General features: G+C 59.3%; 10 protein-coding genes. 6 read left to right on the forward strand and 4 right to left on the reverse strand.

Annotated elements, in window-relative coordinates:
- Positions 1 to 23 precede the first annotated feature (23 nt).
- Genes PMI28_RS01600 through PMI28_RS01590 form a run of 3 tightly spaced genes read right to left on the reverse strand, consistent with a single transcriptional unit; the run spans position 24 to position 2997 of the window.
- Complete coding sequence (locus PMI28_RS01600) at positions 24 to 1532, reverse strand: tripartite tricarboxylate transporter permease (RefSeq protein ID WP_007992426.1); 1509 nt, start codon at positions 1530 to 1532, stop codon at positions 24 to 26.
- Between the two features lie 15 nt (positions 1533 to 1547).
- The gene (locus tag PMI28_RS01595) at positions 1548 to 2030 is read right to left on the reverse strand and encodes a tripartite tricarboxylate transporter TctB family protein (protein WP_007992427.1); all 483 of its coding nucleotides are present in this window, start codon (positions 2028 to 2030) and stop codon (positions 1548 to 1550) included.
- Between the two features lies 1 nt (position 2031).
- Complete coding sequence (locus tag PMI28_RS01590; protein WP_007992428.1) at positions 2032 to 2997, reverse strand: Bug family tripartite tricarboxylate transporter substrate binding protein; 966 nt, start codon at positions 2995 to 2997, stop codon at positions 2032 to 2034.
- A gap of 375 nt (positions 2998 to 3372) precedes the next feature.
- Here PMI28_RS01590 and PMI28_RS01585 point away from each other — a divergent pair, with 375 nt between their 5' ends.
- From PMI28_RS01585 to PMI28_RS01570, 4 genes are all read left to right on the forward strand, one after another.
- A complete protein-coding gene (locus tag PMI28_RS01585; RefSeq protein ID WP_007992429.1) occupies positions 3373 to 3630 on the forward strand; it encodes a DUF2790 domain-containing protein in 258 nt (85 codons plus the stop codon).
- A gap of 84 nt (positions 3631 to 3714) precedes the next feature.
- Positions 3715 to 4386 (forward strand): heavy metal response regulator transcription factor, encoded by a 672-nt coding sequence (locus PMI28_RS01580; RefSeq protein WP_007992430.1) that lies wholly within the window; start codon positions 3715 to 3717, stop codon positions 4384 to 4386.
- Positions 4387 to 4396: 10 nt separating this feature from the next.
- Positions 4397 to 5827, forward strand: coding sequence for a heavy metal sensor histidine kinase (locus PMI28_RS01575; protein ID WP_007992431.1), 1431 nt, complete (start codon positions 4397 to 4399; stop codon positions 5825 to 5827).
- Between the two features lie 108 nt (positions 5828 to 5935).
- A complete protein-coding gene (locus PMI28_RS01570; RefSeq protein WP_007992432.1) occupies positions 5936 to 8320 on the forward strand; it encodes a DUF3772 domain-containing protein in 2385 nt (794 codons plus the stop codon).
- Positions 8321 to 8710: 390 nt separating this feature from the next.
- Here PMI28_RS01570 and PMI28_RS30160 read toward each other — a convergent pair whose 3' ends face one another.
- Positions 8711 to 8932, reverse strand: a complete 222-nt coding sequence (locus PMI28_RS30160; RefSeq protein WP_007992433.1) for a hypothetical protein — start codon at positions 8930 to 8932, stop codon at positions 8711 to 8713.
- A gap of 635 nt (positions 8933 to 9567) precedes the next feature.
- Here PMI28_RS30160 and PMI28_RS01565 point away from each other — a divergent pair.
- Both PMI28_RS01565 and PMI28_RS01560 read left to right on the forward strand, forming a co-directional pair.
- Positions 9568 to 9786 (forward strand): DUF4287 domain-containing protein, encoded by a 219-nt coding sequence (locus tag PMI28_RS01565; RefSeq protein WP_007992435.1) that lies wholly within the window; start codon positions 9568 to 9570, stop codon positions 9784 to 9786.
- A 173-nt stretch (positions 9787 to 9959) separates the two neighbouring features.
- Positions 9960 to 10631: a class I SAM-dependent methyltransferase gene (locus tag PMI28_RS01560; protein ID WP_007992436.1), complete on the forward strand. Its 672-nt coding sequence runs from the start codon at positions 9960 to 9962 to the stop codon at positions 10629 to 10631.
- The last annotated feature ends 124 nt before the right edge of the window (positions 10632 to 10755 follow it).

Genomic DNA, 10755 nt, shown 5'->3' on the forward strand with positions numbered 1-10755 from the left:
AAGCCCGCTCCCACAGGGGGGCCTCAATCATCCTCATGCAACTTGATGCCGCGTTTATGCAATACATGCGGCACCACCAGCACCAGCAGCGTCAGGGCGAGGAAAAACGCCGAGATCGGTTGCGTGACGAACACCGTCCAGTCGCCCTGGCTGATGGACAAGGCGTTACGCAGTTGTTTCTCGGCCATTGGCCCCAGCAGCATGCCGACGATCACCGGGGCGACGGGGAAGTCGAACCGCCGCATCAACACCCCGCCCCAGCCAATCGCCAACATCAGTATCAAGTCGAAAGAGGAGTGGCGCATGCCGTACACGCCGATGGTGGCGAATACCAGGATGCCGGCGTTCAAGTACGGCCTGGGGATTTGCAGCAGCTTGACCCACAGACCCACCAGCGGCAGGTTCAACACCAGCAAAATCACGTTGCCGATGTACAGCGAGGCCACCAACGTCCAGACCAGCTCTGCGGAGGTTTCGAACAGCATCGGCCCCGGTTGCAGGTTGTAGTTCTGGAACGCCGCCAAGAGGATTGCAGCAGTAGCGGACGTCGGGATGCCCAGGGTCAGCAACGGCACCAAAGACCCGGTCGCGCTGGCGTTGTTGGCCGCTTCCGGGCCGGCGACGCCTTCGATGGCGCCCTCGCCCTTGTTGGCGGAAAACTCCTTGGGATATCGGCTGAGTTTGCGTTCGGTGGAATAGGACAGAAAGGTCGGAATCTCGGCGCCGCCGGCCGGAATCGAACCAAACGGAAAACCGATCAGCGTGCCCCGAAGCCACGCGGGCACCGAGCGTTTCCAGTCGGCGCGAGTCATCCACAACGAGGTCAGGCGATGCCGTCCTTCGTTTGATTCAGTTTGATAAAGCAAGCTGTACAAGGCCTCGCCCACCGCGAACAAGCCGACCGCCACCAGCACCACCTCAATACCGTCCACCAGTTCGGGAACACCTAACGTGTAGCGGGCAATACCCGAGGTCGAATCCAGCCCGATCAAACCGATGGTCAACCCGACGCCCAGTGAAGCGAACCCGCGCAGCATCGAAGCGCCGAGCACGGCCGACACCGTGGTGAACGACAACACCAGGATCGCGAAATACTCGGTCGGACCGAAATTCAGTGCCAGCCTGGCCACGATGGGTGCGAACAGCGTCAACAAAATCGTGGCGATAGTGCCGGCCACGAAGGAGCCTATCGCCGCCGTTGCCAGTGCAGGTCCGGCCCGGCCGTTGCGCGCCATCAGGTTACCTTCCAGGGCCGTGACCATCGACGACGATTCACCGGGCGTGTTAAGCAGGATCGAGGTGGTGGAGCCACCGAACTGCGCGCCGTAATAGATCCCGGCGAACATGATCAAGGCGCCAGTGGGATCGACCTTGGCAGTGATCGGCAACAACAGGGCCACCGTCAGCGCCGGACCGATCCCCGGCAGCACGCCGATGGCGGTACCGAGCAGGCAGCCGATGAAACCCCACATCAGATTGATCGGCGTCAGTGCCGAGGAAAACCCCATCGCCAGGCTTGAAAGAATGTCCACGGTGTCGATCTCCTTTCAAATCCAGACGTTGATCAGCGGTGGCAGGGAAACCCCCAGGCCGGCGTTGAACAGCCAGTAGATCGGCAGGGTCAAGGCAATGCCGATGGCCAGGTCCCGCACCGGATGACGGCTACCAAAACCCCGCGCCGAACAGGCAAACAGCAACCCGGCGGCCAGCACAAAACCGGTCAGGTTGATCAGCACCGCCACCCCGACAAGCCCCGCGGTCACCCAGGCCGCACCGGCTGTTCCACCGGGCACCGTGGCGGTGTCGTTCTCCAGCTCGCGAAAACCGCCACTGATGGCCTGATACCCCAGCAGCAGCCCCACTGCCCCCAGAAACGCCGCCACGACATAGGGATAAACGTACGCCGGGAGGATGACGAAACCCATTTCCGGCGGAAAACGGTGGGCGCCAATCGCCAACACGACACTGATGGCGATCAAGCCGATGCCGACCGCCAGTTGCGTCGGCACCACTGCGCGCAGGGTGGTCATGTCAAAGCAACCCGACCTTGACCAGCATGGCGCGCAACCGCTCGTGTTCTTCGTCGACGAATTTGCCGAACTCATCACCGGTCAGCACGCTGGGCGTCCAGGCGTTGGTCTGGATGTTGTCCTGCCAGACCTTGCTCTTGGTGGCGGCCACGACCGCGTCGATCACCTCTTTACGCTGCTGCGGGGTGAGGCCCGCTGCACCATAAACGCCGCGCCAGTTGCCGATCGTCACGTCATAGCCGCTTTCCTTGAGGGTCGGTGCATCAATGCCGGGAACGCGCTCCGGTGCGCCGATGGCCAGGACACGGAACTGGCCGGTCTTGATGTATTGGCCGAGCTCGGCGTAACCGCCGGTGATCACTTTGAGCTGGCCGCCCAGCGCCTGGGCAACCACCTCGCCACCCCCGCCAAAGGCCACGTAGTTGACCTTGTTGACCGGCACATCCAGCTTGCCCGCCAGCTCGGCGATGCCGATGTGATCCACCGAGCCCTTGGAACCGCCACCCCAGGTGATGCTCGGCGGATTGGCCTTGAAGGCCTTGATCAGGTCATCGAGGGTCTTGTATTCAGATTCCTTACGCACGGCGATCACGTTGTACTCGGTGAACAACCGGGCGATGGGCGTCACATCTTTCAGGCTGATCTGCGGTTTGTTCTGTTCGATGCCCGCAACCATGATCGCCCCGACCACCAACAGCGCATTCGGATCGCCTTTGGTGCTGTTGGCAAATTGCGCCAGGCCCAGGGTCCCGCCCGCCCCGCCCTTGTTCTCGAAGGTCACGGCCTTGGCCGTATTGGCCTCGACCATGGCCTTGCCCAGCACCCGGGCAGTCTGGTCATAACCACCACCCACTGAACCCGGGGCCATGAATTTCACGGTATCCAGCGCGAAGGCTGGTGCGACAAGCACGGCAGCGGTTAAACCTGCGGCCATGCAGCGACTGAAACGACGGATCAAAGCGGACATGGGCATCTCCTGATTGCATTGTTTTTATAGGTGCCGTTTGCCCATCGAGGTGTTCGATGAACATGGGCCTGCGAACAAGCTTAGGCCATGGATCCGCGGGTTGATCTGTTTTATGGCGCCGCACCCCCCCCCTGTAGGAGCGAGCTTGCTCGCGATGGTCGCTAACGAATACGCGGGTCATCTGTGTAAACGCGGTGCCTTTACGTCCATCGCGAGCAAGCTCGCTCCTACAAGGGATTGCGGTGTTGCGGGCGGCGTTTCATTACAACTTTGTCATCAAGCTGTTGGTCGGCTGTCCGGATCGCCTCGTTAACCTGAACTCACTGTCAGGCCAACCACCGGCAGCCACCCTGCCCTTGTAGAGAGAGATTCGTCATGAAAATGTTGATCGCGGGTTTTGCCGCCCTGCTCGCCACCGGTTCGGCGTTTGCCGCTACCCAGTCCACCTCGCCGGTCATCCACGACAAAGACGGTTTTTATGTGCCGGTGGATGTGGCCAAAGTGCTGTCCATGACCGACCTTAACGGCAAGTGCGGCATCGTTCCGGCGCAGTTCAACTACCTCGACCACCAGGGTCGCGAGCACCAGCTGGACTATCGGGTCCAGGGCGTAGGTTGTCTTGGCGAGAATTGACCGGATGCCTGTATTCACCACTGGCCGGGCTACACTTGCGCCACTGGCTTGCCCCTGTAGCCCGACCGAATCAGGCAGATTTCCATGAATATCCTCGTAGTCGAAGACGAACCCAAGGCCGGCAATTACCTGCTTAACGGCCTGCAGGAACTCGGATACACAGTGAGCCTGGCGCGGGATGGCGTCGATGGCTTGCACCTGGCCCTGGAGCACGATTTCGATGTGATCGTGCTGGACGTGATGATGCCGAAAATGGATGGCTGGGAAGTCCTGCGCCGCTTGCGCAAGGAAGCCGATACGCCGGTGCTGTTCCTCACCGCCCGGGATGACATCGCCGACCGCATCAAAGGCCTCGAACTGGGTGCCGACGATTACCTGATCAAACCTTTTTCCTTCGCCGAACTGGTGGCGCGCCTGCGCACCCTGACCCGGCGTGGTCCTACCCGGGAAGACGAACACCTGCACGTCGACGACCTGCAGATCGACGTGCTCAAGCGTCGCGTCAGCCGCGCCGGCAACCGCATCACCCTGACCAACAAGGAATTTGCCTTGCTGCACCTGTTCGCCACGCATCTGGGCGAAGTGCTGTCGCGCTCGATGATTGCCTCGCGGGTCTGGGACATGAATTTCGACAGCGACACCAATGTCGTCGATGTCGCGGTGCGCCGCCTGCGCCTGAAAATCGATGATCCGTTCCCGCTCAAGCTGATCCACAGCGTGCGCGGCATCGGCTACCGCTTTGACACTCAACCCTGAATGCCCCCCCATGAATGCGATGACGCCGCTGCAATCCGCCACCCGCCTCAGCCACTCCCTGACCCTGCGTCTGGCACTGGTGTTTGCCCTGCTGGCGTTTGTCTCGCTGGCCCTGCTTGGCGTGGCGCTGTACCGCGACCTGGAGCGCGAGTTGATCCGGCGCGACGACATTGCCCTGATCACCCGCATCGACCAGTTGCGGACCTTCCTCAACGACAGCAATACCCTGGACCTGATCAAGGCCAAGCCGGCGCTGTTCCAGAACATGATGGGCAACCGCGAGGCCCTGCTGACCATCGGCACCCCTGGCCAGCCGCCGTTGCTGGTGGTCAACCCGGGCAACCTGAAGATGCCGGTGTTGACCCCGGTGGCCATGGATCATCGGCTGACCCTGGACGACGTGCAGCATTTGCCCAACGTCAATGGCGTGCCGTTTTCCGCCTTGGCCGCGACCATCGACTCGGGTGATCTGGGCAGTCTGCAAGTGGTGACCGGGCGCCTGATGACCGAGCGCACCGCCGTGCTCGCCGACTACCGGTTCAATGTCTACCTGTTCGCCAGCGTGGCGGCGATTCTGCTGGCGCTGTCCGGTTATGTGCTGGTGCATCGAGGCCTGTTGCCCGTGCGGCGCCTGGCCCGCCACACCCAGAGCATCGATGTCGGCAACCTCAACGAACGCCTCGACAGCCAGGGCGCGCCGCTGGAACTGTTGCCGATGATCGACGCCTTCAACGCCATGCTCGACCGGCTGGACAAAGGCTTCATACAGCTGGGCCAGGTGTCGACCGACATGGCCCACGAGCTGCGCACGCCGATCAACAACCTGCTCGGCGAAACCCAGGTGGCCTTGCAGCAAAACCGCAGCACCGACGCCTATCAGCAGCTGTTGGCCTCAAATGTCGAAGAACTCGAGCGCCTGGCGCGCATGCTCGACAACATGCTGTTCCTGGCCCGCACCGATCCGCGCAGTGCCTTGCGCCAGCGTCAGGAGCTGGATGCCGCTGACGAAATGCAACGCATGGCCGATTATTTCGAAGGTCCGGCGACCGACGTTGGCATCTGCATCGATGCCCGGGGCAGCGGCTTGATCTGGGCCGAACCGATGCTATTGCGTCGGGCATTGGCCAACCTGTGCGCCAACGCCATCAAGTACGGCGCCCCGCATTCCGAACTGTGCATCCACGCCAACCCGACCGCCGACGGCATCCAGGTGCAAGTGCGCAACCACGGCCCGACTATCGCGCCCCAGCATCTGCCACGGTTGTTCGAACGTTTCTATCGGGTCGACGAGTCCCGCGAACGCTCGGCCCAATCCAATGGCCTGGGCCTGTCGATCGTGGCGACGATCATGCAATTGCACAACGGTGCCTGCAACGTCAGCAGTGCCGACGGCATCACCTGCTTCGAACTGTTTTTCCCGGCGCGGCAACAGCATGAGTAACGCCTGAACGAAAACCACCTGGGGCACTTCCGGCAAAACAATGCTCAAGGATGCGTGTCATGACCTAACCTCATTGGCTAAGTGACTAACAACCCGTCGAGCACGCGAATGTTCAATGTATTGAAGTCAATGATCTACGTCGCCTTCGCGCTTCTGGTGGCGAGCCCGGGATGGCTGTTGGCGGCGCCCGTGGCCGACACCCTTGCTCCCACCACCACAACCCCGGTCATCAGCATCTCCGACAGCGATCTACTGGGCTTGCAAAACCAGCTGAACATTCTCAAACAGCAGGTTTCCCTGGCCACTAATTACACCCAACTGGAAAGCGCCCAAGGCCTGGTGCAGGCACTCATTCAGGATATTGATCGCCAGTCCACATCGCTGTTGCCCGGACAGGAGCAGTTGCAGGCACAACTCAATGTGTTGGGGCCAGTGCCACACGACGAGAACGCATTGGTGACGTCGGCCATTACCACCCAACGAGACGCCCTCGGCGAGCAAAAGAACAAGATTGATAGCCAAATCAAAACCCTGGCCGCACTGAAAACAAGTGCCGCCGAGCTGATCACCCAGATTGCCAGCATTCGCCGCACCCTGCTGGAAGCAGAGGTAACCCAGCAGACCAACAGCATCTTGCACCCGCGTTTCTGGTCGCCATTGTTCGATTTTCCTGCCGATGACCGCCGACGCTTCCACAGCGTCATCCAGCAACTCGAGGCCACGCACCAGGCCGCCTGGCAACCCGGACAACGCATGTTCACCGCCACGCTGCTAATACTGGCGCTGGCCATATGGACCGTGGGGCGACCGCTCGCCAACCGGGGTCTGGCGTGGTTGTGCTTTCATCGAATGCCTGAAGGTCGGTTACGGCGCAGCTCCCTTGCGCTGGCCTCGGTAATGGCGACGGTGCTGACTGCCGGCGCGGCCCTGCAACTGCTGCATTTTGCCGCGACCCGCCAACTGCCCTACACCCCGCTGCTGGCCGAACTGACGCAATACCTGGAAAAACTTGCCTATACCTGCGTGCTGATCACCGGATTGAGCCGCGCGTTGCTGTCGACCCAACATCCTTCATGGCGCCTGCCCGATATTTCCGATCCGGTAGCGCTGGCGATGGAGCCTTATTCCAGACTGCTGGCAAGCCTGCTGCTGGTGCTGGTGACACTGGTGCAGTTGAGCAATGTCACCGGCATGAGCGCCGAAGTGGTGCTGTTCGGTCGGGGAATCGTCGCATTGGTCGCTGCTCTGGTGATCGGCGCGCTCCTGTTGCGCGTCAGCAAGACTCGCCGGGAAATAATCGCGGCCGGAGAAGCCCCCGAAGGCGTCACCACCTTCGCCGGCCTGATTTATACCTTTGCCGGCATTGCCGTAGTCGTGTCTCTGTTCGCCCTGCTGATCGGTTACGTGACGATGGCCCGGTTCATCACCTACGAAATGGTCTGGATATTCATCATTTTCGCCGGTTTCTACCTGCTCACACAGGTCTACCAAGACACCTGCGACTACCTTTTTTCGCCCAGGCAAGCTGCCGGCAAAGCCATCAAGCAGCTACTGGGCATCGGTAATCCACGCCTGGAACAGATCTGCACAGTGTTGTCCGGGGCTGGTCGCGCCATCCTCCTGCTGATCGGCGTCATTGCCTTGTTTGTCGGCGGTGTAGGTACGACGCTCGGGCAACTGGTCACCAACACCGTGGCCATACTCGGCGGCGACGGGTTGCGCAAACTGAACATCGTCCCGGACAACCTGGTGAATGCCGTCCTGGCCCTGGTGATCGGCATCTACCTGATCCGCTCATTGCGGCGCTGGCTGGACAGCGAGTTCCTGCCGAAAACCGAGATGGACCCGGGCATGTGCGCCTCGCTGAGCACCCTGTTTGCCAACATCGGCTACGTGTCCGTCGTCCTGCTCACGCTGTCGTCGCTGGGGATCAAGTGGACCAACCTGGCCTGGATCGTCAGTGCCCTGTCGGTAGGTATCGGCTTCGGCCTTCAGGAGATCGTGAAGAACTTCATCTCCGGGCTGATCCTGCTGACCGAACGCCCGGTGAAAGTCGGTGACCTGATCAGCATCAGTGGCGTGGAAGGCGACATTCGCCGGATCAACGTGCGGGCCACAGAAATACAACTGGCCGACCGCTCGATCATGATCGTGCCCAACTCCCACCTGATTTCGCAGAACCTGCGCAACGTCACCCTCGGCGGCAGCGCTCAGGGCGTGGTGATACTCGAACTGATGTTCCCGCTGGACATCGACCCGGAGCAAGTACAAAACCTGCTGTACGACACCTTCACCGAACACGAATCCATTCTGGATAAGCCGGTGCCTTTTTTGCGCTTCAGTCAGCTGAAACCTGAAGGCATCACCTTGACCATCACCGGTTATGTCGGCAGCCCACGCACGGTCGGCGCGATCAAAAGCGAGCTGCTGTTTGAAATTCTCAAGCGGCTGGGGGCTGCGGGGATTGAACTGGCGAAACCGCCTGCTGCGTGATGCTCAAACATGCGGCAGGCAGTCGGTGCGTCAATGGGTGTGCACACCGACTTAAGCTCGGTGTAAGCCTCGAAAGCTAGCTCCGATAGGGGGTGGTTGGTTGTTCGGGCGAAAATCCGGCCAATCCGTGTTGCTCTTTGAGGAAACATGCGACCGCCTGGCGGTCGTCGGCGGAGGCCAGGCCCATGACTGGAAGAGCGCCATGAATCAGTTTGCGATCCTGTACCGGGATCGATTCATCCGACCGACGTGGTGAAATGGAGGTCTGCCTGACGGCAGGCCGTTACCGGCCCGCACACAAAAAAATCTGACACTCCCCTCCTCCCCCGTTTTTTTATATCGCTCAACTATTTCCAGACTCCAGGTAGCGAATTCACTCAACTCCTGTACTTACGAGTGTTTTTCTAAAAACTCATAAGCCGCTTCTGGGTTCAAGCCATGCTTTGACAATACCTCTTCAAATTCAGCCCTTGATATATTTTTATAGCCTTTCAATCTAGTTAGAGCCACCAGTAAAGATGGCGAACGCATCTTAGGCCCGCCCCTTTTCGAAACCAACAAGTCACCAGAATCAAAATTAAGGATTTCGTAGTTTTGTATATTTAACATCATGAAATTCCTTTGCATGATTAGTTATAGCGCTCGAGCCACACTCACCGTCGCTCACACACTCACCTGGCCCACCGGACTCTCTGACTATGTGCGGACATGAAAAACACTCAAACTCATCGACAAAACAAAAAGCATCTCAAAAAATTTCGACTTTCATTTTTATCACTCGCCATTAGAGGAAGCGCCACCAAAATCAAGTGGCGCACCTATATTTAGTAAAATTCAAAACACAACGCAAGAGACTGTTTTTTCTACGCGCAGGAAATCTCACTCAACATATAGGGAAAATTCATGCAACACATCAGGAGAGTTTTTTGTTTATTTAAACCTTAGAAAAACAACATCACATCAACGGGCTTTGATAAGTCTTTAAAAGCCCACATCAAAGCTGACTCCAAACTGAATCAAAGCGAACAATGCTGGCCTCCCCCTTCTGTAGGACGGAGTAGGAGATTTCTTTCTTTTTCAAAGTATCTTTTTTTAACTGGCGTTTTAATTTTTCAAAAAAGCGACGGACGGCAACCTTGACGATCGGTTGCCATGCCGTCTCTCGGACGATGGACTCACTGACGGCAAATCAGTAACGTAACCGGCGCTGCTTTCGAATCTGGAAAATCGAAAAGGGAGTTTGCATCGTGACCGAAGATACAAAAACGAAAGGACCGGCTTCGTACTTCCCGTCAATTGAAAAAAAGTATGGGCAGCCGATCACCCACTGGCTGGATCTGCTCAAAACCGTCAGCAACAAGAAACACATGGAAATGGTGGCCTGGCTCAAAACCGAACACGGCATGGGGCATGGCCACGCCAACGCGTTGGTTGCCTATCATCTGGCAAGCGCCAAAGGCGACTAGCCACGCGTCCATCCTTCGCTGCGCTGTCGGTGGTGCCGGGTAATACCGGCTCCGCCGTTAAATCGTCTGGCTACCTGCCCCTCTCCATTCAGCACATCCCGCTAACATCAGGCAATGCATGATGGGAGCCCTTGCCCTATTCTTTCATCCAACCCACCACGCCGGACATCAACATGCCCGCCCCGGAATCCACCCTCCTCGACAGCTGGCACCACAACGCCCACGCCTGGATCGAAGCCATCCGCACGGGCACCATCGAAAGTCGCCTCAAGGTCACCGACCAGGCCATCCTGCTGGCAGTGCTCGGTCACCAACCCGAACGCGTACTCGACCTGGGCTGCGGCGAGGGCTGGTTGTTACGTACGCTGGCTGAACGGGGCATTGACGCGGTGGGTGTGGATGGTGATGCGACGCTGGTGGAGGCGGCGCGGGCGGCGGGTTCGTCGCCGGTGCATGTGGCGAGCTATGAAGCATTGGTAGAAGCGAAAGTCGACATCGGCCGCGACTACAACCTGATCTGCGCCAATTTCGCCCTGCTGCATCAGGACATCATCCCTCTGCTCACCGCCATGAACGCCCTGCTCACCCCTGGTGGCGCGCTGGTGATCCAGACGCTGCATCCGTGGACGGCTGCGGCGGGCGACTATCAGGATGGTTGGCGGGAAGAGACCTTCGCCGGGTTCAAGGGGAAGTGGCAGCCCATGCCGTGGTATTTCCGAACCCTGTCCAGTTGGTTCAATGCGCTGGACATGGCCGGTTTTGCACTGGCCGGCCTGCAGGAGCCGCAGCACCCGCAAAGCCCTGTGCCACAGTCGTTGCTGTTGGTGGCAGAGCCGCGGCGCTAACACGATAGTGATTGGCAGTCGCTTTGTTGGTGGCTGTGATGCCGCCTTCGCGGGCAAGCCCGCTCCCACAGGTTCAGCGGTTGAGCGCAAAATCTGCGAACTACCCAAATCATTGTGGGAGCGG

Origin of the sequence: Pseudomonas sp. GM48, assembly GCF_000282335.1 — a bacterium.
Taxonomy (GTDB): domain Bacteria; phylum Pseudomonadota; class Gammaproteobacteria; order Pseudomonadales; family Pseudomonadaceae; genus Aquipseudomonas.